A 19351-nucleotide genomic window follows, 5' to 3' on the forward strand; every position below is an offset into this window, starting at 1 on the left:
TGCCCTCACCCGCACCAGCCACTTCGCAGCGCTGTGCCCCGCCGAGCTGACGCTCGGCGGGGCACAGCAAGGGCCGAATTAACCAACAGCGTCCGCACCGTCGGACGGGCCCCTTTCCATGCCCCTGTTTCGGCCCGCTCGTCTCGCCCCGCTCCACGCGCTCGGCCGATAACCGCTCTATGCAGGTCCGGCCGCACTGCCTACAGTCCGAAGGGTTCCGGCGCTTCGAGCACCGGTCGGAACCGCTTGAATGTTTGACATGCTCACGTCAGCTCTTGTGTCGGCTCAGTTCCACGCACGACAGCCAGTTCCTTCGGTTGGACCCCCCAAGTTCGTCCGACGACCGATCGGAGCACCATGCCCAGACACCGAACGATGCTCGCCGGCGGTGCGGCCGCCACGCTGCTCGCCTCCGCCCTGTTCGCACACAACGCGACAGCGGCGGCGACCCACAAAATCGTCATCCCGCCCGACAAGATCGTCATCGAGGTCGCGACCGTCAACGGGTCGGGCTGCCGGCAGGGAACGGCGGCAGTCGCCGTTTCCCCGGACAACACGGCCTTCACCGTCACGTACAGCGACTACCTCGCCCAAGTCGGCGTGGGCGCGAAGCCGACCGACTTCCGCAAGAACTGCCAGCTCAACCTGATCGTGCACGTCCCGCACGGCTTCACCTACGCGGTGGCCAGCGCCGACTACCGGGGCTACGCCCGTCTCCAGCCGGGCGCGAGCGCCGTCCAGAAGGCGTCGTACTACTTCCAGGGCTCGCCCGACACCGCGTCCAGGTCCCACCCGTACAACGGGCCGTACGACAACAACTGGCAGGCCACCGACGAGACCGACTGGGGCCAGCTGGTATGGGCGCCCTGCGGGGTGAAGCGGAACTTCAACATCAACACCGAGCTGCGGGTCAGCGCGGGCACCTCCGACCCGTCGAAGACGAACAGCTTCATCGCCATGGACTCGACGGACGGCGACATCAAGACCATCTACCGGCTGGCCTGGAAGGAGTGCCCGGCCTAACCACGACCGGGTGGGCCCGCACCCCCTCCCGGGCCCACCCCCCAAACCCCCTGCTCAGCCGGTCACCCACCCACCGGCTGAGCGGCTCAGCCGGTCACCGACTCACCGGCTCAGCCCTTGGAACCGCCGCACCGCCAGCGGCAGGAACACCGCTGTGATCACCAGCGGCCAGACCACCGCCATCAGCACCGCGTTCTCCTCGATCCACGAGCCGCCGCTCACCGGCTGGCCGAACAGTTCGCGGGTCGCCGTGACCGTCGACGAGACGGGATTCCAGGCCGCGACCGGCCCCAGCCAGCTCGGCATCAGGGACGGCGCGACGAAGATGCTGGAGATCATCGTCAGCGGGAAGGCCACCGCGTAGAGCCCGCCGGCCGCCTCCGCGTTGGGTACGAGCAGCCCGAGCCACACCCCGACCCAGATCAGGCTGAAGCGCAACAGCAGAAGCAGCCCGAAGGCCCCCACCGCGGCGGGCGCGCCGCCCTCGGCCTCCCAGCCGATAAGGAGGGCCGTCACCGCGAGGATCGTCAACTCGGCGCAGGCGACCAGCAGATCGGACACTCCCCGCCCGGACGCCACCGCCGACGGGGCCATCGGCATGGAACGGAAACGGTCGATGACTCCCTTCGTGGAGTCGGTGACCACGGCCATCGCCGTGTTCATGAACCCGAAGGCCATGGTCGAGGCGAACATGCCGGGCATCAGGAACTCCCGGTAGTCCCCGCTCCCGGGCACCGCCATCGCCTCGCCGAAGACGAACCCGTACAGCAGCACGGAGACGATCGGGAAGCCGAGCTGCCAGACGATGGCGACGGGCTGGCGCTGGTAGTGGGTGAGCGTGCGCCGCGTGACGTTCCAGCAGTCCGCCAGCGCCCAGTAGAGCCGCCGCACGGGTCCCGTCGCGGTCACGTCCGCGATGCCCACGGAGTCCGCGGTACTCAAAGTGTCCACGGTGCCCGCAGAGTCCGCAGTACTCAAAGTGTCCACGGTGCCCGCAGAGTCCACAGTGCTCATGCCGCTGCCTCCAGTTCCGCGCGGTGTCCGGTCAGGCGCAGGAATACGTCGTCGAGACTCGGCCTGCGCAGTCCGATGTCCTCCACCGCGATCCCCTCGTCCTGCAACGTCCGCGCCACCTCTGTCAGGGCCGCGACCCTGTCGTCGACCTGCGCGTGCACCCGCAGGGCCGCCTCGTCCGTCTCCGGTTCGGCTTCCGAGACGCGGGAGATCACCTTGGCCACCACCGCGAGATCCGCCGCGCTCCCGACCACGACCTCGATACGGTCGCCGCCGACCCGGTTCTTCAGGCCGTCCGGGGTGTCGGCGGCGATGGCGCGCCCCCGGTCGATGACGGTGATGCTCGAGGCGAGCTTGTCCGCCTCCTCCAGGTACTGGGTCGTCAGCAGTACGGTCGTACCGCCGGCCACCAAGGCCCGTACCGCGTCCCACACTTCGCCCCGCCCACGCGGATCCAGCCCGGTCGTCGGCTCGTCGAGGAAGAGCACGCGCGGGGCGAGGATCATCGACGCGGCGAGGTCGAGCCGGCGCCGCATCCCTCCGCTGTAGGCGCTCACGCCCTTGTCACCGGCCTCCACCAGGTCGAACTGCTCCAGGAGTTCACCGGCCCGCACCTTGGCCCGCTTGCCGCCGAGGTGGAAGAGGCGGCCGAACATTTCGAGGTTCTGCCGCCCGGTCAGCACCTCGTCGACCGCCGCGTACTGGCCGGCGAGACCGATCCGGCTGCGTACGAGCCGGGGATCGCGGGCCACGTCCACTCCCGCGACCTCCGCCCGGCCGCCGTCGAACTTGAGCAACGTGGCCAGGACGCGCACGGCGGTCGTCTTGCCCGCGCCGTTGGGGCCGAGCAGACCGTGGACGGTGCCGGCGCGGACGGCGAGGTCGAAGCCGTCGAGGGCGAGCTTCTCGGCACCGCCCCTGCCTCCCTCGGCGCCCTTGCCCCCTTTCGCGCCCTTCTCGGCGTACCGCTTCTGGATTCCTTCCGCCCGCACGGCGTAATCGGTGGCACTCACAAAGGGCTCCCTTCCCACTCACGACGAAACTGAGTACAGCGTACCCGAATGAGAGTACACCGTACTCAGTTTCCGACGGGAGATTTAAGGTGAGCCCATGAAGAAGACGACCGGGACCGGCGGAGCAGGCGGCACGAGCGGCTCTGGGAGCGGCGCCACGAGCGGCGCCGGCGACATCAGCCGCAGCCTCGAACTGCTGTGGGGCACGGGCGACCGCCCCAGCCGCGGCCCCAAGCCCGGCCTCACACTCGACCGCATCGTTGCCGCCGCCGTCGCGATCGCGGACGCCGAGGGCATCGACGCGGTCTCGATGCGCCGCCTTTCCACCGACCTGGGCACCGGAACGATGTCGCTGTACCGCTACGTACCGGGGAAGGCCGAGCTGCTCGACCTCATGCTCGACCGCGTGCAGGGGGAGCCGCTGGACTCCGTCGGCACCCAGGAGCCGGTGGACTGGCGGGCGGCCGTCGAGTCCATGGCCGGCACCCATCTGGACCTGTTGCGGCGCCATCCGTGGCTGCTGAAGATCAACCAGGCGCGCACGGTGCTCGGCCCGAGCGCGGTGCGAGGGCTCGAAGTGTCGCTGTTCGGCCTCAAGGGCATGGGGCTCCGGGACCAGGAGCTGATCTCCACGATCATCGCGGTGCAGAGCTTCGTCATCGGAATCGCCCGCATGGAGGCCGAGGCCGACGAGGCGGCCAAGGAGACGGGGCTGAGCCACGAGGACTTCTGGGCAGGCCAGATGCCCTTCCTCGAAGGGGCCATGGCGAGCGGCGAGTTCCCGCTGCTGGCGGCTCTGGACGAGGACGCGTTCGCCACCGACTTCGACCACTTCGCCTTCGGCCTGCGCCGGCTGATCGCGGGCTTCGAGGTGCTGGTGGCGGAGCGTGCGGCGGGGAAGTGAGGGGGCGGGCCCGGGACGTGCCTGACGTCGGGACGTGAGCCGACGTCAGGACGTACCAAACATCAGGCATGCGTCACGAGGTACCGAACACCAAGGCATGCGTCAGGACGTACCGAACACCAGGGCATGCGTAGGCATACCGGATGTCAGGACACACCGGGCGCCACGGCCGGCTGCTGCACGTGGTCCCGCTGCGCCACCCGCGCGTTCATGATCAGCACCACGCCCGCCACCAGGATCCACACCCCCAGCAGCAAAGGCGTGGCCCATGCGCTGAACGGCGCGGCCAGCGAGAGCACCGCGACCACGAACCCGAACCACGCGAGCCACATCGGCACGGCCCGCGACTCGCGTGCCGCTCGCCAGACCGCGAACAGCAGCACCGCCGCGCCGAGCATCGCCGCGATCGCCGCGCCGTACGCCAGGTCCAGGAGCAGGATCGCGATGAGCGCCGTCTCCGGGCCGACCGGGAACACGTCGGAGGTGTCCACCGTGATCGCGAAGATGTTGCCGGCGATCGCCGAGACCATGAGGAACACGGTGAACACGGCGCCGCCCACCAGCACGAGATGCGAGCGGTTGCCCGCCAGCCTCGACAGCGCGACCAGGAAGAACATGAACAGCAGGGCCGCCGCCAGCAGCAGCGGGACCGACGTCTCCGCCAGGGCCTTGTTGCTGTCCTTCGAGTAGAAGTTCACGACGTTCCTGATCGCGTCCGACCCGGTCGTGTCCGGGGTACGGAGCCACAGGATGTGCCCCGCGATCAGCAACGCGCCTGCCACCACGCCGGCGATCCCGGGCCACAGGTCTCGGTGAGGGGCGGGTTCCGGATGAGAAGCGGAAGGGGTTTGCGTGCTCTGCGACGCCATCATCGTGGCCTCCCACGCGACGTGAGCATCCCCGAGGCTTACGTCCCATTTTCTCACCGGGGGCAGGTGACGCGCGCGCCGCAGGCCGTCGCGGCCACCGGCGCGCGGCCGGCGGACCTCGGAGCGACAGCGGACCTCGGAGCGGCCGCAGAACCTCAGAACCGTGCGTGAGCCGTGATGTCCGCGTCGAACTGGTCGATCATCGCGGGCGTCACCGTCGGCCGGCACTGTCCGACGGCCGCCAGATAGTCCTCCGTACTCGCTCCCAGCGCGCGCGGATCGCCCGTACCGGCTCCGATCTCCTCCAGGTCCCGCTCGAAAGCGGCCTGGGCGGCGATACGGGCCGCGTGCTCGATGTCGGCCGGGGTGAACAGCTCGCTCTCCCGCACCAGCCGCGCCACGTCCACGTCCGCCCGGCCGTCCGCGTACCGGGCCCAGATCGCCGCCCGCGCCGCCGTGTCCGGCGTACCAATGGGGATCAGGTAGTCGAACCTGCCGGGCCGCAAGAACGCCGGGTCGAGCGACCGGATGGAGTTGGTGGCGCACACCAGCAGCCGCTCGTCGCCCTCGCGGAAGCCGGGTATGAGTTTGAGCAGCTCGTTGGTCACGCCGTGCATCCCGCCGGGCTGGGCGGGCTCGGTCCGTACGGGAGCGATCTCCTCGACCTCGTCGATGAAGACGAGCACCCGCTCGAGCTCGGCGATCCGGGCGAACGCGTCGCGCAGGGCCGCCGCCAGATTGCCCTCGTCGGCCAGTCGCGACGGCAGCAGCTCGACGAACGGCCAGCCGAGCTTGGAGGCGATGCCTCGCGCGAACGTCGTCTTGCCGGTCCCCGGAGGCCCGAAGAGAGCCACCGCGCGCGGCGGCCGGACCCCGTGCCGGGCGGCTCGCTCCGGCTGGGCGAGCGGCAGTACGACGCGCCGCTCGATCAGGTCCTTCTCCGCCTCCATGCCGGCCACCTTGGCCCAGAGGTCGCTGGGCAGGAAGCGCCCGCCGAGGTCCTCCAGGAGGTTGGCCGAGGGGCCGTGGAGCGGCTCGACCTTCTCGAAGTACGCGACGGCGGGCCGACGCGTGTACCCCGCGTTCAGCAGCCCCTCACCGAGCAGGTCCTCCTCGGGCAGCACGTACGCGATACGCCCCACGCGGGCGGCTACGAGCCGCCGCTCCAGCTCCACGAGGAGCGCACTGGCCAGGCCGCGCCCGCGCCAGGCGGAGGAGATCGCGATGCGCATCACCCAGGCGCGCTCCCCCGCCACACAGGCGAGCGCCGCGCCGATGGGGACGCCCTGGTGCACGGCGACGACGGCGGGCTGCCGGGAGGTGAGCGCACCGATGCACTCGGCGAGCGAGAAGACCGACTCCTGCCCGAGCTCGGCCGTGGTGTCGATCAGGTGGACCACTGCCGCGAGATCGCTCTCGCGGTAGTCGTGGATGAGCCAGTTCACCGAAACCGCCCCTCGTAGGTGCTGGTGCTGTTCCGGTGAGGCTAGGGGCGACGCTGCGGCGGGTCCTGCTCCACTGCGCACAATCCGGGGTGGGAAGTCGGACGATCCGTCGGTAGCCAAGAAGCGGGAGGGCAGGGGTCCGGAGGGCGAGGGTGCGGAGGGCAGGGGCCCGGAGTGCAGGAAGGCATGACTGCCCGGAGCGACGCAGCACAGGAGGGCGACGCACCGATGGCCCCCCGCCCGCTCGCGCGGGACGGAAGGCCATCGGCTTGTGATCCTGCCTGCCGACGGGCCGGCCGGACTACTCGGGCGGGAACACCTGCTGGCCGCCCATCGAGCCCTCCTGCCGGCTCTGCTCCTGCAACCGCTGCGCCTTCTCCTGCAGCTTCTGACGCTCCTGCGGATCAGTCGCGCGCTCGGCCGCCTGCTTCAGCTGCTCGGCCTTCTCGCGCATCTGCTGCACACGGCCACTGGATTCGCCTGCAACGCTCATCGTCACTCCTTGACGCTAGGGAGAGCGGGTCCCCTCCAGCGAAACAGGGCTTCGTCACCCTCGCACGTCGAACGATCACTCTCCGTGATGCCCCCACCTAGGACCGTCGCATCAGCCGCTTCAGCCCGAGGAACGCGACGATGACACCCCCGACCACAACAAACCCCAAGGTGACCTTCCCGTCACCGCCCCCGGTCTCACCACCGCCGTCACCCTCCTCGCCCTCGTCCCCCGAACCTCCTCCCGAGGGCGGCGACTTGGCGCCGGACCCCTCCCCGCCGCCGGGCCGCCCCTTCACTTCCACCCGTTGGACGTCGCTTCCGTCGCCCTCCGAACCGAACATCATGGCCGTCCCGTCAGCCGTGTACGTCACCGACTCGGCCTGTCCCTGGAACGGCGCGCTCACCGACCGGTCGGCCCCCAGCCGCCCGTCGGCCTTCCACACGTACGCGCGGGCGCTGAAGTACGAGCGCAGCACCAGCTCCTTGCCGTCCGGGGAGAACGCCCCGTCCGTCACCCAAGGCACCTCGCCCACCCGCCGGAAGACGTTCGCACCGCCGGCCGACAACCGGGCGGGCCCTTCGTAGAGCCCGCCGCCGTCCTCGTTCTTGCTGGCGATGTAGACGCGGCCGGTCTTGGGATGCACCATCAGCGCCTCGGCGTTGCGGGGACCGTCGGCGTACTTCACGGTGAACTGCGTCGCGTCGACCGTGGCGTCCCTGAGCTGCTCGGGCTCGGGGAAGCGGTAGATCCACACATGGCTCCAGCTGCCGTCGAGGTTGTCGCCGATGTCGCCGACGTACAGGTTGCCGTCGGGTCCGATCGAGATGCCTTCGACATCGCGCGGCGAGCCGATCCCGCGCATGGTGAGGGTCGCGACCGTCTCGCCGCTCCTGGAGTCCACGGCGTACACGAAAGCCCCGTCGTCGCTGTCGTTGTGCGTCCAGTAGATGCCGGGGTGGACACGACTGGCCGCGAGCCCACTGGACTCGGTGATGCGGGGGTCCTTGATGGTGAAGCCGTCGTCGGCGAAAGCGGTGCCGGACGCGAGCAGGAGAAGGACGGCGGCTGCACTGGGGGCGACGACGTACGAGAGCGGGCGCATGGCCCAAGTGTTCATCATCACGTCGCAGGCCACGGCGCCGATCCGGGATGATGACGCAATGCGCTTCCTGTTCGTCGGCGACTCCATGACCATCGGGCGCGCCGGGGACTTCACGTGGCGCTATCGCATGTGGCAGCACCTGGTGGCGTCGTACGGCGGCCCCTTCCGGATCGTCGGCCCCCGCACCGAGCTGTACGACACCTTCGCCAACGCGCCGCTGTCGTACGAGTACGCCGACCCCGCGTTCCCCGAGCACGCCCGCCGCCACCTGTCCGGGTGGGGCGAGGGCTGGCTGCACATGGCGCCCCTGATCGGGGAGACGATCGCCGCGACGAAGGCGGACGTCCTGCTGGTCTCGCTGGGCCTGATAGACCTCGGCTTCTATACGGACGCGGTCCAGACGGCGGAGAACACGGAGCGCTTCATAGCGGAGGCCCGCGCGGCCAACCCGCGCGTCCGCATGGTGATCCACCCGGTCATCCCCAACGTCCGGGCGGAGTCGGACGCGCCCTTCGCCGCCGAGTGCGACCGCTTCAACGAGCTCCTGACGAAGGCGGTCGCGAATCTCGACGCGCCCGGCACGTCCCCGCTGCTGCTGGCGGCGCCTCACCCGACGTACGACATCCACCAGGACACGTACGACGGCACGCACCCGGGCCCGACGGGCGAACACAAACTGGCGGCGGCCTTCGCCGACGCGATGCACGCGGCGTGGGGCCTGGGCACGCCGTACACCTCCGCCCCCGCCGCCTCGTTCAGCCGCGCGTAACGCGGTCACCGTGCGTATCTCCGGTACTGCCAGGCAGGGTGACGGCCTGTCAGCCGATCAGGTACTAAGGAGCACGCCGATCGGCTCCGGGCACCGAGGCCGTACAGCGGCCCGGCCAAACAGAGAAAGCCCCCCGCGGAATCCCTTGGCGGGGGGTTTTCTGCTGGACCGTTCACATCACACGGGACCGAAGGTGGACCAGCTTCGCGGTTTCAGTCCTCCTTGGGAATGGTGCCCGCACATTCAGAGAATGGCTTGCTGGACACGCATTCGAACATCGGGCCCCACTTGCCGCCTTCACTGGCGCCCGCAGACACGGTATCGGCACACGACGGATCAGAGAGACCCCAGAGAGATCCATCCGGCCAGCCGGCCTCACTTGTCCGGCTCTCTATCTTCTCGACACAGGCCGAGGGCGCCCCGAGGCGCTTGACCTCTTCCATGAGCTCCAGGAACTGGGAATTCTGGGTGGCGCCGTCCAGCTGGTCCACCGTTGCCTGTGCGTCGTTCCGCTCATCCTCCGACGCGTTCGGGTCCTGGACCGTCACCAGCGCCTGACTGTTCTTCTCCACGACCTGCTGGATCTTCTCCTGATCCTGCGGATCCTTCGGCTTCGTCCTCGGGTTCTGGATTGCCTTCATCGCTTCGGTGGTCTTCTTCACTCCCGTCTCGACCTTCTTTTCCTCCTCCTTCTTTTCCTCCGGCTTCTTTTCCTCAGGCTTCTTTTCGCCCTCCTTCGGTTCCGCCGGCTTCGGCTTCGAGAGTGCCACCAGCGCATCGCTGAGCAATTCGAGGTTCGCCCTGAAGAACGCCTTGCTCTCCGGCGGTGTAGTGGGTTCCTGAACAACGAAGGAGAAGAACGAGAGACTCTGCGCAATATCCCTGTATGCGGCCCGATCAACCGCCGACCTCTTCGCGTCCTGGGACAGTTTCAGCGCTTCGGCCATCCCCGCCACGGCCTTCGTGTACGTGGCCTTGTCCTCCGCCGACGTATTCGGGCTGTCGATGAGGTTCAGCGTTACGCTGAGCTGGTTCACGACACCCGTGTAGAGGGCCTTGTCCGCCGCCGACGTGGCCGGGTTGTTGATTACCTTCAGCGTGTCGGTCAACACCGTGTCCAGGCTCGCCTTCACGTCCTCCGGCGCGTTCTCCACCTGTTGCTCGACTGCCTTCTGCTTCTCCTCCGTGATGCCCTGCCTTTGTTGCTGTTGCTGTTGCTGTTGCTGCTCCTGCTCCTCCTGGGGCGGGTCCTCCTGCTGGTCCTGCTGCTCCTGCTGCGGCGTGTCCTCCTCCTGCTGCTGCTCCTCCTGCGGCGGCGGGTCCTGCTGCTCCTCCTGCGGCGGCGGGTCCTGCTGCTCCTCCTGCGGCGGCGGGTCCTGCTGCTCCTCCTGCGGCGGCGGGTCCGGAGGATCGGGAGGATCGGGAGCTCCTGCCGTCGTCGCTTGGGCGACGACATCGGGCGCTGCCACAGCAGTGCTCATGCCTATCGGAAATGCGAGCGCGGCCGCCAAGCAGGACGCGCCAGCAATGCGGGAGATTCGTCGCCGAGCGGTTTTGGCCATGACGCTTCCAGGTGCGCTTGTGATGTTTGCCCCTTTGGGGTTCGCCCTTCAGGCGCCCAGGGTTACCGGAGATCAAGCTCAACGGTGCACAGGCGTTACAAGAACCACTCTTCGCCCCCTCACCGCGTCCCGCAACCCGGGCGCGCGGCCCGGAGGCGCCCAACCACACAGCAGCCGCGCCAACATGGCCGCGGGTCACTACAGGTCACGACGAAGTCAAATCCTCAACGAGGCGGAATGGGGAGGCCGCACCGACGACCGCCCCTCACGCCATGCCGGCTTGGATCGCCGTGACCCGTTCCCGCCACGGCAGCCGTACGGTCCGGACACGCGGCCAGAGGTCGAGGCCCGCCTCCCTGGCCGCCGTCGCCCTCCGGCACTCCCCGCACTCCGACTCCCCCGCCACCTGTCTGAACACGTGCTCCTCACCCGGCCCCGCGCACTGCACCAACTCACCCCGGACGCGGTCCGGCGGAAGCGCCGCCGTAGTGAGCATGCGTGCGGCCGACGACACCTCCGGCATCTTCTGCACCAACCGATGCCGCAGGAAGCCCACCACCGACCTCACCCCGTTGACCGGCAGCCCCGTACTCCGTGCCCGCCGCACTTCCGCCGGCGAAACCCCACGCCTCGGTGACGCGGCAGCTTCGTTGGTCACCGTCCGTTCGGTGACCCACCGCCCGCGCTCGTTCTGCCACTTCCGCTCCCACAGAACCACTGGTACGAGAACCACCTGGTCCCCGGCCTGCTACAGACCGCGTCGTACGCGCGCGCCGTCTTCAACTGCCACTGCCCGCCACTGGACGATGAAGAGATCGAAGCCCGCGTGGTCACGCGGCTCGAACGTCAGAAGCTCTTCGAGCGCAGGCCCTCTCCGGTCATCAGCTTCGTTCTGGAGCAGATCGCCCTCACCCGCCCCATCGGCGGTTCGAGGGTTCTGAAGGAGCAACTGCACCGTGTGCTTGACATCGCCCGACTGCGGAACGTCGAAATCCAAGTCATGCCGCCGGACCGGGCAACCCATGCGGCGCTCAACGGCCCGATGATCCTGCTGGACACGGCGGAACGTCGGCAGCTTGCGTACATCGAAGGTCAGAGCGGTAGTTACTTTGTCGACGAACAGCCGGACCTGAGCGACCTGTTCGCCCGGTATGGCATTCTGCGAGCCCAGGCACTCAGCCCCGAAGAATCCGCGAAATTGATTGAGCAGGTGGCAGACACGCTATGAGTACAGAGCTCAACTGGTTCAAGAGCAGCTACAGCGGTGACCAGGGCGGGGCCTGTGTCGAAATCGCCAGCACTCCCACCCACATCCACATCCGCGACTCCAAAGACACCACCCGCCCCGCCCTGTCCCTCTCCCCCACCACCTGGTCAGCCTTCGTAGCGGCGTACCGCAACAACAACGACAGCCGCTGACCAGCCCCGTACTTCTGGCCGATTGGTGCCCTTGGCCTCCCGTAGCCCCGTCCCTGGCGTGGGCGCGTCGCTCATTGACCCGGGCGACGGGGGAAGTCCCTTGCGGGAGAGGACGTACCGCATCATGCCGAAAGTCCGCACGGCGCCATCCGTTGTTCCTGGTCGCAGACGACCAACGTGAAGTCGGTGTGGAACCGGGGCACCAGCTCCGCCTCCGGCGTCGCCTACCAGCTGACCTGCCTGCCGGGTCGACCCGCTGTTGCCCCGCCGAGCACCTGGCGCGGCGGGGGCAGCACCAGCTAGGCCTCGCGGCGGAAGAGCACCGTCCAGAGGAAGGATTCGCCGAAGGACGGCGACTCCGCCGGTTCGTCGTGCATACGGCGCAGTTCGACCTCCGTCAGGCCGCCACCGTCGGCGAAGATCCACCGCAGTGACTCCGGCGTGTACGCGAGGCCGCCGTGGAGCCGGGCATCGCGGTAGAACTCCGCGTCGGGGACCTCCGAGCCCATGCCCTCCCCACCGGCCGCGAAGCACGTCAGGGCGAAATGGCCGCCCGGCGCCAGTGCCCGCTCCAGCAACGCGAGGTAGCTGATCCGGCGGTGCGGCGGCAGGTGGTGGAAGCAGCCGGAATCGTAGACGAGGTCGTACGGCCCGCCCCGCTCGGCCAGTTCCGCCTCCGTGAGGGCGAAGGCGTCGGCGCAGCGGAACCGGACCTCCGCGCCCGCCTCGCGGGCACGCTCCTCCGCCCAGGCGATGGCCTGCGGGGACAGGTCGACCGCGTCCACTTCCCAGCCCAGCGAGGCGAGGTGGAGGGCGTTGCGGCCCGGTCCGCACCCCAGGTCCAGGGCGCGGCCGGGGGTGATCAGGCCCCGCTCGGCGTACGCGACCAGGTTCTCGTCCGGCTTCGCCACGAAGAACGGCACCGGCTTGTCCCGGTCGGCGTAGAAGCCGTCCCACCAGAGGGAAGCGTCGGCCGTCCAGCGGTCGGCGTCCCGCGCGAACAGGCCGTCGAGGAGCTTCAGGACATCGTCCACCGTGCGTATGTTCCGGTCCATCCGGTCCCCTTTCCCGATGGGGAAATTTTAGGCCCGTACGTGACGAAATCCCAGCTCAGACGGCATGGGTACGGCAGGGCAGGGCCGTCTGGCCGACCGCCTCGCGGACTCCGCCGAGCGCGCCGGAGGCTCCACCCGCAGGCCCGGCTCCCACTCCGTCCCCACCCCCGGCAAACGCCGCCCCGGGGCACATCCCAGCCACGCCGAAGCGGGATTCTCGGGCTCGATCGCCGGCTCCGTCCCCGGCTCGAACCAACTCCCAGCCTGGGGCTCGGCCAGGCTCAACTGGCCGTCGGCGGCGGCTGGAACGTCCCTCCGCACGCCCCCTTGCTTCGAGCGCGCTCGAAGGCGTTGGCTTGGCGACCATGAAGTACACGCAACTCGGACGCACGGGACTCAAGGTAAGCCGCCTCGTCCTCGGCACGATGAACTTCGGGCCCCAGACGAGCGAGGCCGACAGCCACAGCATCATGGACGCCGCTCTCGGGGCCGGCATCAATTACTTCGACACCGCCAACGCCTACGGATGGGGCGCCAACAAGGGCCGTACCGAGGAGATCATCGGCTCCTGGTTCGCGAAGGACGGCGACCGGCGGGACAAGACCGTCCTCGCCACCAAGGGGTACGCGAACATGGCGCTGGACGACGCGCCGCCGTGGCCCAATCACGACCGCCTCTCCGCCCTCAACATCCGCCGGTCCGTCGAGGCCAGCCTCCGGCGGCTGAAGACCGACTACATCGACATCTACCAGTTCCACCACGTCGACCGGCACACGCCGTTCGAGGAGATCTGGCAGGCGGTCGACGTACTCGTGCGGCAGGGCAAGGTCCTGTACGCCGGTTCGTCGAACTTCGCCGGCTGGCACATCGCCCGCGCCAACGAGACCGCGCGGCGGGTCGGGTCGTACGGCCTGGTCAGCGAGCAGTGCCTCTACAACCTCGCCGAGCGGCGCGCCGAGATGGAGGTCATCCCGGCGGCCCAGGAGTACGGGCTCGGGGTCGTCCCGTGGTCGCCGCTGCACGGCGGGCTGCTCGGCGGCGTACTGCGCAAGGAGCGCGAGGGCGGGGCGGCCCGCTCCTCGTCCGGACGGTCGGCGGACGCGCTCGCGAACACGACGGTGCGCGCGCAGGTGCAGGCGTACGAGGACCTGCTGGACAAGCACGGGCTGGAGCCCGGCGAGACGGCGCTGGCCTGGCTGCTCACGCGGCCGGGGATCACGGGCCCCATCGTCGGGCCGCGCACGGCGGAGCAGCTGGATTCGGCGCTGCGCGCGGTCGAGCTGGAGCTGACGGAGGAGGTGCTGGCGTCGCTGGACGAGATCTTCCCGGGGCCGGGACCGTCTCCCGAGGCCTTCGCCTGGTAGGTACGGCCGCCACCGGCGTCACACGCCGTGGCGGCCCCGGCCGTCCGGTCAGCCGCCGACCGCGGCCGCCACGGCGACGACGACGAACATCAGCACGAGTACACCGGCCATGATCCGGTTTCTGCTTTTCGGGTCCACGTATCGAGCGTAACCGCCAGGGGCGCGCCCCTCTGCCGCCGCCCCTGCCGTCGTCCCTCGCCACCACGCCCCGCCCGCGCCCCCGCCGATGCCCCGCTCAGTGCCCCAACGGCCAGATCCGCACCGGCTCGTAACGCGGCTGCGCGCCCGGCACCCCGGCGGCCGGCGGGTTGCTGCGGACGAGAGCAAGCTCACCCACCGTCCAGGCCGTGCCCTCGAAGGCGTCGAGCGCGTGGACGTACGGCCGCAGGTCGGTGTCGAAGCCGGTGCGTCCGCGGGCGATCGTCAGGTGCGCCTTGTACGCCCGGTGCTCCTCCATCGCCACCCCCGCGCGCCGCGCCGCCGCGTCCGCGCGGTCCGCGAGCAGCCGCATCGCGTCGAGGCCGCCCGCCGCCCCGGCCCACAGGGCACGCCGGCCGAAGTGGCCGCCGCCGTGGATGCGCAGGGAGAAGGGGTCGTGACGGGCGGCGGCGCGGCCGAAGCGTTCCTCGACGGCGGGGAGGAGGTCCTCGTCCACCTCGCCGAGGAAGGCGAGCGTGAAGTGCCAGCCGTCGTGACCCGTCCAGCGCAGGCCCTCGGCGCCGGGGAGCGTGTGCAGCGGATCGACGGCAACGGCGAGTTCGTCGATGGCCTCGGCGGGCGGCAGTACGGCCGCGAAGAGTCTCATACGACCAGTTTCCGGCACCCGGTGATCGACTGCGGTCGCCGCCCACCCGAATGTGAACTTCCACTTTCACCTGCGCAGACACCGTGCAAGCATGGCGACATGGCTACCAGGATGCTCAGCGTGCGCATAGACAGCAAAGCCCTTGAGTCGATCAAGGAGCGCGCGGCAGCAAGAGACATGACCGTCCAGGAGTACGTGGTCACGACGCTCCAGCGGGACGAGTTCAATGAGCGGTACAAAGCGGCGGTGCTCGAGACGTTCGAGTTGTACGGCGACGTGCTCGCCGAGGCAGATCTCGCAGACGACGCTCCGCCCCATACGCAAGCCGACGCCGCATGACCCATCACCTCGACCTGAGCCAGCTGTTGTGGACCGCGGAACAGGTCCCCGGCGACCCTCAGGCGGACGACCTCGGCGTACTGATCGCTGGATCGGCCCGCACCCGGGCCAGCGCCTTCGACCACGAGGTGTACGGCTCAGTGCCGCTGAAAGCAGCCGCACTCATGCAGACGCTCGCCCTGCTCTCCCCCTTGGAGCGCGGCAACAAGGCCTTCGCCTTCGCTGCCGCCCGCGCGTTCATGCGGGCGAACGGCCTCAGTCTTCAGCCACCACCCGACGAACTGCGGAAGGTGCTGGCTTCCATCCGGCCGGGCGCCGCGGGAGTGCGGGCCTTGAGCGAGCACCTGCACCGCTGGGCCCAGTAAAAGCCCTCCCCGCCCTCCCCCACGGACGTACGCGGCCCCGGACACTTTTGTGTCCGGGGCCCCGCGTTGTCGGGCGTCAGGGGGCAGGCGTCACGCGTCAGAGCCAGGGCGTCAGGCGGCTCACGCCACCGTCGCAAGCTCCTTCGGGCGTACGGCGTCGCCCTCCTTCGGGACCTTCGGTACGAACTCCACGTGCCGGTGCCCCCGGCGCAGGTCCAGCTTCAGGCGCAGGCCCCCGAGGCGCGCCAGTACGACAGCCACGCCCACGCCTGCCAGCAGCGAGATCACGCCGCCGGTCGCGAAGCCGACGCGCGCGCCGTAGGTGTCGGTGACCCAGCCGAGGATGGGCGCGCCCACCGGCGTACCGCCGGCGAAGACCATCATGTAGAGGCTCATCACGCGGCCCCGCATCGCCGGGTCGGTCGCCATCTGGACGCTCGTGTTGGCGGTGACGTTGACCGTCAGGCCGAGCATGCCGATCGGCACCAGCAGCATCGCGAAGAGCCACAGGGAGGGCGAGAACGACGCCGCGACCTGGAGCAGGCCGAAGGCCATCGCCGCGGCCACCAGCATCCGCAGCCGCGAGGAGCGGCGACGGGCGGAGAGCAGGGCGCCGGCGAGCGAACCGGCCGCCATCAGGATGTTGAAGAAGGAGTACAGCCCGGCTCCGCCGTGGAAGACGCCGTCGGCGAAGGCGCTCAGCCAGATCGGGAAGTTGAAGCCGAACGTGCCGACGAAGCCGACCAGGACGATCGGCCAGATCAGCTCGGGGCGGCCCGAGACGTACCGCAGGCCCTCCCGGAGCTGGCCCTTGCCGCGCGGCACTCGTTCCGTCTTGTGCATCTCGCTCTGGCGCATCAGCAGCAGACCGGCGATCGGGGCGAGGAAGGACAGGCCGTTGAGCATGAACGCCCAGCCGCTGCCGACCGTCGTGATCAGCACACCCGCGACGGCGGGGCCGACGAGGCGGGCGGACTGGAAGTTCGCCGAGTTCAGGCTGACCGCGTTGCGCAGCTGATCGGGTCCGACCATCTCGGACACGAAGGACTGCCGGGCCGGGTTGTCGACGACCGTGACCATGCCGAGCAGGAACGCGATCAGGTAGACGTGCCAGACCTGGACGTGGCCGGAGAGCGTGAGCGCGGCGAGCGCGACGCCGCACAGGCCGAGGGCGGCCTGGCTGAAGAGCAGGAGAGTCCGCTTCGGGTACCGGTCGGCGATGACGCCGCCGTACAGGCCGAAGAGAAGCATCGGCAGGAACTGGAGGGCCGTGGTGATGCCGACGGCCGCCGCCGACCCGGTGAGGTCGAGCACCAGCCAGTCCTGGGTGATGCGTGACATCCACGTGCCGGTGTTGGACACGACGGCGCCGGTGGCGAAGAGCCGGTAGTTGCGGATCTTCAGGGACGAGAACATGCCCGTCCCTTTGTGTTCCTTGGTGAGGGTCTCGTTGTGGGTGTTCGGTGCGGGGGCGGAGTCTGCTCCGGATCCCGTACTCAAAGTGGGTTCGCCTCCTTGGCGGCGCGCGGGGTCAGAGGTGGGCGAGCTTCTCCAGGACGGGGGCGGCAGCGCGCAGCTTCGCCCATTCGTCCTCGTCCAGACCTTCGCAGAGACCGGCCAGCCAGGCGTTCCGCTTGCGGCGGCTCTCTTCGAGCATCGCCTCGGCGGTCTCGGTCTGGCTGACCACCTTCTGTCGGCGGTCGTCAGGGTGCGGCTCCAGCCTGACCAGTCCCTTGGCTTCGAGCAGCGCCACGATGCGGGTCATCGAGGGCGGCTGCACATGCTCCTTGCGGGCCAGCTCGCCGGGTGTGGCCGAGCCGCAGCGGGCGAGGGTGCCGAGTACCGACATCTCGGTGGGGCTCAGCGATTCGTCGACGCGCTGATGCTTCAGGCGCCGGCCCAGCCGCATGACGGCCGAGCGCAGGGAGTTCACAGCGGCAGCATTGCCGGCGTGCGACAGGTCAGGCATGTACTTAGCCTAACTCATTACCCACACTAAAGACCAGCCGTATCCCCACGTCACCCGTACGAGTGAGTCAGCTCCGGAAAGTGACCCGCCGTCGGGGCCGGTGCAACGACTCTGTCCTCCATGGGATCGACAGTGCTCAGCCTGCGGATAGACGGTGAGCTGCACGACCGCCTCCGGGACCATGCCGCCAAACGCGGAATGAGCGTCCAGGACTATGTGGTCCGGACGCTCATTCGCGACGACTTCGACGAACGCTTCAAGACGGCGGTCGACGAGACGGAGAAGTTCTACGGCCTGGCATGAGGCCGCGTGCGGGGCGCCTACGTGAGCTGGAGCGCCGGCATCAGGTAGTAGAAGGCGAAGACCGCCGACACCGCGTACATCGCCGCCGGCACCTCGCGCCCGCGCCCGGCCGCCAGTCGCAGCACGCAGAAGGCGACGAAACCGATGCCGATGCCGTTCGTGATCGAGTACGTGAACGGCATCATCACCATGGTCAGGAACGCCGGGATCGCGAGCGTGTGGTCGCTCCAGTCGATGTCCTTGACCGAGCCCGACAGGATCAGGAAGCCGACCGCGAGCAGGGCCGGTGTGGCGGCCTGCGACGGCACCATGGTGACCAGTGGCGTCAGGAACAGACCCACGGCGAAGAGGCCGCCGGTGACGACGTTCGCCAGGCCCGTGCGCGCGCCCTCGCCGACACCGGCGGTGGACTCCACGAAGCAGGTGGTGGCGGAGCTGGAGCTGGCGCCACCGGCGGCGACGGCGATGCCGTCGATGAGCAGCACCTTGTTGACGCCGGGCAGGTTGCCCTGCTCGTCCAGCAGCTTGGCCTCGTCGCTGACGCCGAGGATGGTGCCCATCGCGTCGAAGAAGCAGGACAGCAGCACGGTGAAGACGAAGAGGACGCCGGTCAGCAGGCCGACCTTCTCGAAGCCGCCGAACAGGCTCACCTGGCCGACCAGACCGAAGTCGGGCGAGGCCACCGGGTTGCCGGGCCACTCGGGCGTGGTCAGCCCCCAGCCGCCGGCCGGGATGTCGGCGACCGCGTTGATGGCGAGGGCGACGAGGGTCATCACGACGATGGAGATGAGGATCGCGCCCGGCACCTTGCGGACGATCAGCGCGAGCGTGAGCAGTACGCCGAGGACGAAGACCAGGACCGGCCAGCCGTTGAGGTGGCCGTCGGCGCCGAGCTGGAGCGGCACGGTGGTGTGCGCGGCGTCCGGGATGCGGGAGACGAAGCCCGAGTCGACCAGGCCGATCAGCATGATGAAGAGGCCGATGCCGATGGCGATGCCCTTGCGCAGGCTGAGCGGCACCGCGCTCATCACGCGCTCCCGCAGCCCGGTCGCGACGAGCAGCATCACGACGAAGCCGGCGAGTACGACCATGCCCATCGCGTCGGCCCAGCTCATGCGGGGCGCGAGCTGGAGGGCGACGACGGTGTTGACGCCGAGGCCGGCCGCGAGGGCGATCGGCACGTTGCCGATGACGCCCATCAGCAGCGTGGAGAACGCGGCGGTCAGCACGGTGGCGGTGACCAGCTGGCCCCCGTCGAGCTGGTGCCCGTACATGTCCTTCGCGCTGCCGAGGATGATCGGGTTCAGCACGATGATGTAGGCCATCGCGAAGAACGTGGCGAGACCGCCCCGGATCTCGCGCGCGACGGTGGAGCCCCGCTCGGAGATCTTGAAGAAGCGGTCGAGACCGCTCTGCGGCTCCGGGGGAGACGGCGGCTGCTTGGCGTCGACCGGAGCCGTGACCGAGGGAGACATGCGTGACCTCATGCGGAAGAAGGGAAGCTCAGGGAGTGAACCGGAAGCGGTCGACATTGG

General features: G+C 69.3%; 22 protein-coding genes and 1 pseudogene. 9 read left to right on the top strand and 14 right to left on the bottom strand.

All coding sequences use genetic code 11. The features are described from left to right. The first annotated feature begins 357 nt into the window (after positions 1–357). Positions 358–1023, top strand: coding sequence for a DUF4360 domain-containing protein (locus ACWIHY_RS27380; protein WP_454378340.1), 666 nt, complete (start codon positions 358–360; stop codon positions 1021–1023). A 102-nt stretch (positions 1024–1125) separates the two neighbouring features. On the opposite strand, the gene ACWIHY_RS27385 is transcribed toward ACWIHY_RS27380, so the two are convergent. Both ACWIHY_RS27385 and ACWIHY_RS27390 read right to left on the bottom strand, forming a co-directional pair. After that, positions 1126–1965 carry an ABC transporter permease gene (locus ACWIHY_RS27385; protein WP_454378341.1) on the bottom strand — a complete coding sequence of 280 codons (840 nt, stop codon included), beginning with the start codon at positions 1963–1965 and terminating at the stop codon, positions 1126–1128. Positions 1966–2033: 68 nt separating this feature from the next. Further along, the gene (locus ACWIHY_RS27390) at positions 2034–3050 is read right to left on the bottom strand and encodes an ATP-binding cassette domain-containing protein (protein WP_454378342.1); all 1017 of its coding nucleotides are present in this window, start codon (positions 3048–3050) and stop codon (positions 2034–2036) included. 97 nt (positions 3051–3147) lie between these two features. Between ACWIHY_RS27390 and ACWIHY_RS27395 the strand changes: the two genes are divergently transcribed. After that, positions 3148–3954 carry a TetR/AcrR family transcriptional regulator gene (locus tag ACWIHY_RS27395; RefSeq protein ID WP_454378343.1) on the top strand — a complete coding sequence of 269 codons (807 nt, stop codon included), beginning with the start codon at positions 3148–3150 and terminating at the stop codon, positions 3952–3954. 146 nt (positions 3955–4100) lie between these two features. On the opposite strand, the gene ACWIHY_RS27400 is transcribed toward ACWIHY_RS27395, so the two are convergent. The 4 genes from ACWIHY_RS27400 to ACWIHY_RS27415 all read right to left on the bottom strand — a co-directional run bounded on the left by ACWIHY_RS27400 (position 4101) and on the right by ACWIHY_RS27415 (position 7866). Next, a complete protein-coding gene (locus tag ACWIHY_RS27400) occupies positions 4101–4739 on the bottom strand; it encodes a hypothetical protein (RefSeq protein WP_454378344.1) in 639 nt (212 codons plus the stop codon). A gap of 239 nt (positions 4740–4978) precedes the next feature. Next, complete coding sequence (locus tag ACWIHY_RS27405; protein ID WP_454378345.1) at positions 4979–6268, bottom strand: ATP-binding protein; 1290 nt, start codon at positions 6266–6268, stop codon at positions 4979–4981. Between the two features lie 301 nt (positions 6269–6569). Beyond that, entirely contained in the window at positions 6570–6761 is a 192-nt protein-coding gene (locus ACWIHY_RS27410; protein ID WP_454378346.1) for a DUF6381 family protein, read from the bottom strand. Between the two features lie 97 nt (positions 6762–6858). Beyond that, a complete protein-coding gene (locus tag ACWIHY_RS27415) occupies positions 6859–7866 on the bottom strand; it encodes a WD40 repeat domain-containing protein (RefSeq protein ID WP_454378347.1) in 1008 nt (335 codons plus the stop codon). A gap of 58 nt (positions 7867–7924) precedes the next feature. On the opposite strand from ACWIHY_RS27415, the gene ACWIHY_RS27420 reads away from it, so the two are divergent. After that, positions 7925–8635 (top strand): GDSL-type esterase/lipase family protein, encoded by a 711-nt coding sequence (locus tag ACWIHY_RS27420; protein WP_454378348.1) that lies wholly within the window; start codon positions 7925–7927, stop codon positions 8633–8635. A 212-nt stretch (positions 8636–8847) separates the two neighbouring features. On the opposite strand, the gene ACWIHY_RS27425 is transcribed toward ACWIHY_RS27420, so the two are convergent. The 3 genes from ACWIHY_RS27425 to ACWIHY_RS27435 all read right to left on the bottom strand — a co-directional run bounded on the left by ACWIHY_RS27425 (position 8848) and on the right by ACWIHY_RS27435 (position 10980). After that, positions 8848–10197 (bottom strand): hypothetical protein, encoded by a 1350-nt coding sequence (locus tag ACWIHY_RS27425; RefSeq protein WP_454378349.1) that lies wholly within the window; start codon positions 10195–10197, stop codon positions 8848–8850. A gap of 265 nt (positions 10198–10462) precedes the next feature. Then, positions 10463–10729 carry a hypothetical protein gene (locus tag ACWIHY_RS27430; protein WP_454378350.1) on the bottom strand — a complete coding sequence of 89 codons (267 nt, stop codon included), beginning with the start codon at positions 10727–10729 and terminating at the stop codon, positions 10463–10465. Positions 10730–10851: 122 nt separating this feature from the next. Then, entirely contained in the window at positions 10852–10980 is a 129-nt protein-coding gene (locus ACWIHY_RS27435; protein WP_454378442.1) for a hypothetical protein, read from the bottom strand. On the opposite strand from ACWIHY_RS27435, the pseudogene ACWIHY_RS27440 reads away from it, so the two are divergent. Continuing rightward, positions 10928–11425 (top strand): annotated as a pseudogene (locus ACWIHY_RS27440) (DUF5753 domain-containing protein); the annotation flags it as partial. The gene ACWIHY_RS27435 and the pseudogene ACWIHY_RS27440 sit on opposite strands and share 53 nt — an antisense overlap. Continuing rightward, positions 11422–11616, top strand: coding sequence for a DUF397 domain-containing protein (locus tag ACWIHY_RS27445; RefSeq protein ID WP_454378351.1), 195 nt, complete (start codon positions 11422–11424; stop codon positions 11614–11616). The pseudogene ACWIHY_RS27440 and the gene ACWIHY_RS27445, both read left to right, overlap by 4 nt. A gap of 299 nt (positions 11617–11915) precedes the next feature. On the opposite strand, the gene ACWIHY_RS27450 is transcribed toward ACWIHY_RS27445, so the two are convergent. Beyond that, positions 11916–12671, bottom strand: coding sequence for a class I SAM-dependent methyltransferase (locus ACWIHY_RS27450; protein WP_454378352.1), 756 nt, complete (start codon positions 12669–12671; stop codon positions 11916–11918). Positions 12672–13036: 365 nt separating this feature from the next. Between ACWIHY_RS27450 and ACWIHY_RS27455 the strand changes: the two genes are divergently transcribed. Next, positions 13037–14035 (top strand): aldo/keto reductase, encoded by a 999-nt coding sequence (locus ACWIHY_RS27455; RefSeq protein ID WP_454378353.1) that lies wholly within the window; start codon positions 13037–13039, stop codon positions 14033–14035. Positions 14036–14270: 235 nt separating this feature from the next. On the opposite strand, the gene thpR is transcribed toward ACWIHY_RS27455, so the two are convergent. After that, positions 14271–14840, bottom strand: coding sequence for an RNA 2',3'-cyclic phosphodiesterase (gene thpR / locus ACWIHY_RS27460; RefSeq protein WP_454378354.1), 570 nt, complete (start codon positions 14838–14840; stop codon positions 14271–14273). Between the two features lie 111 nt (positions 14841–14951). Here thpR and ACWIHY_RS27465 point away from each other — a divergent pair, with 111 nt between their 5' ends. Together ACWIHY_RS27465 and ACWIHY_RS27470 are read left to right on the top strand one after the other, a co-directional pair. Continuing rightward, the gene (locus ACWIHY_RS27465; protein ID WP_454378443.1) at positions 14952–15179 is read left to right on the top strand and encodes a hypothetical protein; all 228 of its coding nucleotides are present in this window, start codon (positions 14952–14954) and stop codon (positions 15177–15179) included. Next, the gene (locus ACWIHY_RS27470; RefSeq protein WP_454378355.1) at positions 15176–15544 is read left to right on the top strand and encodes a fic family toxin-antitoxin system, toxin component; all 369 of its coding nucleotides are present in this window, start codon (positions 15176–15178) and stop codon (positions 15542–15544) included. Before ACWIHY_RS27465 ends, ACWIHY_RS27470 begins: the two co-directional genes overlap by 4 nt. A gap of 120 nt (positions 15545–15664) precedes the next feature. Here ACWIHY_RS27470 and ACWIHY_RS27475 read toward each other — a convergent pair whose 3' ends face one another. After that, positions 15665–17044 (bottom strand): MFS transporter, encoded by a 1380-nt coding sequence (locus ACWIHY_RS27475; RefSeq protein ID WP_454378356.1) that lies wholly within the window; start codon positions 17042–17044, stop codon positions 15665–15667. A 31-nt stretch (positions 17045–17075) separates the two neighbouring features. Next, the gene (locus ACWIHY_RS27480) at positions 17076–17513 is read right to left on the bottom strand and encodes a MarR family winged helix-turn-helix transcriptional regulator (protein ID WP_069932509.1); all 438 of its coding nucleotides are present in this window, start codon (positions 17511–17513) and stop codon (positions 17076–17078) included. Between the two features lie 120 nt (positions 17514–17633). On the opposite strand from ACWIHY_RS27480, the gene ACWIHY_RS27485 reads away from it, so the two are divergent. After that, positions 17634–17816, top strand: coding sequence for a toxin-antitoxin system HicB family antitoxin (locus ACWIHY_RS27485; protein ID WP_069930621.1), 183 nt, complete (start codon positions 17634–17636; stop codon positions 17814–17816). Between the two features lie 17 nt (positions 17817–17833). Here ACWIHY_RS27485 and ACWIHY_RS27490 read toward each other — a convergent pair whose 3' ends face one another. After that, the gene (locus ACWIHY_RS27490; RefSeq protein WP_454378357.1) at positions 17834–19291 is read right to left on the bottom strand and encodes an NCS2 family permease; all 1458 of its coding nucleotides are present in this window, start codon (positions 19289–19291) and stop codon (positions 17834–17836) included. Between the last annotated feature and the right edge of the window lie 60 nt (positions 19292–19351).

Source organism: Streptomyces sp. NPDC055287 (assembly GCF_053646035.1).

Excerpts from the sequence above, each read along its gene's own strand:
- ACWIHY_RS27380 (WP_454378340.1), top strand. The coding sequence starts at position 358 with ATGCCCAGACACCGAACGATGCTCGCCGGCGGTGCGGCCGCCACGCTG.
- ACWIHY_RS27395 (WP_454378343.1), top strand. The coding sequence starts at position 3,148 with ATGAAGAAGACGACCGGGACCGGCGGAGCAGGCGGCACGAGCGGCTCT.
- ACWIHY_RS27410 (WP_454378346.1), bottom strand. The coding sequence starts at position 6,761 with ATGAGCGTTGCAGGCGAATCCAGTGGCCGTGTGCAGCAGATGCGCGAG.
- ACWIHY_RS27415 (WP_454378347.1), bottom strand. The coding sequence starts at position 7,866 with ATGCGCCCGCTCTCGTACGTCGTCGCCCCCAGTGCAGCCGCCGTCCTT.
- ACWIHY_RS27420 (WP_454378348.1), top strand. The coding sequence starts at position 7,925 with ATGCGCTTCCTGTTCGTCGGCGACTCCATGACCATCGGGCGCGCCGGG.
- ACWIHY_RS27425 (WP_454378349.1), bottom strand. The coding sequence starts at position 10,197 with ATGGCCAAAACCGCTCGGCGACGAATCTCCCGCATTGCTGGCGCGTCC.
- ACWIHY_RS27445 (WP_454378351.1), top strand. The coding sequence starts at position 11,422 with ATGAGTACAGAGCTCAACTGGTTCAAGAGCAGCTACAGCGGTGACCAG.
- ACWIHY_RS27450 (WP_454378352.1), bottom strand. The coding sequence starts at position 12,671 with ATGGACCGGAACATACGCACGGTGGACGATGTCCTGAAGCTCCTCGAC.
- ACWIHY_RS27455 (WP_454378353.1), top strand. The coding sequence starts at position 13,037 with ATGAAGTACACGCAACTCGGACGCACGGGACTCAAGGTAAGCCGCCTC.
- thpR (WP_454378354.1), bottom strand. The coding sequence starts at position 14,840 with ATGAGACTCTTCGCGGCCGTACTGCCGCCCGCCGAGGCCATCGACGAA.
- ACWIHY_RS27465 (WP_454378443.1), top strand. The coding sequence starts at position 14,952 with ATGCTCAGCGTGCGCATAGACAGCAAAGCCCTTGAGTCGATCAAGGAG.
- ACWIHY_RS27470 (WP_454378355.1), top strand. The coding sequence starts at position 15,176 with ATGACCCATCACCTCGACCTGAGCCAGCTGTTGTGGACCGCGGAACAG.
- ACWIHY_RS27480 (WP_069932509.1), bottom strand. The coding sequence starts at position 17,513 with ATGCCTGACCTGTCGCACGCCGGCAATGCTGCCGCTGTGAACTCCCTG.
- ACWIHY_RS27485 (WP_069930621.1), top strand. The coding sequence starts at position 17,634 with ATGGGATCGACAGTGCTCAGCCTGCGGATAGACGGTGAGCTGCACGAC.
- ACWIHY_RS27490 (WP_454378357.1), bottom strand. The coding sequence starts at position 19,291 with ATGTCTCCCTCGGTCACGGCTCCGGTCGACGCCAAGCAGCCGCCGTCT.